A 224-nucleotide genomic window follows, 5' to 3' on the forward strand; every position below is an offset into this window, starting at 1 on the left:
GCTCGCTATAGTGAATTAACGGATATCAATAAAGAGAACGTTAAAGATCTGAATATGGCCTGGTCATTTTCAACAGGTGTATTAAAGGGTCATGAAGGTAATTCACTTGTTATTGGCGATACCTTATACATTCATACGCCATTTCCAAACATTGTGTATGCATTAGACCTAAATAATGACGGTGCCATCAAATGGAAATATGAACCCAAACAAAACTATGATGA

The 224-nt window shown here is 35.7% G+C and carries 1 pseudogene; it reads left to right on the plus strand.

The window, feature by feature from the left end:
• Nucleotides 1-224 (plus strand): annotated as a pseudogene (locus B4K20_RS04730) (PQQ-dependent dehydrogenase, methanol/ethanol family); the annotation flags it as partial.

Source organism: Methylophaga sp. UBA5088 (assembly GCF_002414625.1).
Classification (GTDB): domain Bacteria; phylum Pseudomonadota; class Gammaproteobacteria; order Nitrosococcales; family Methylophagaceae; genus Methylophaga; species Methylophaga marina.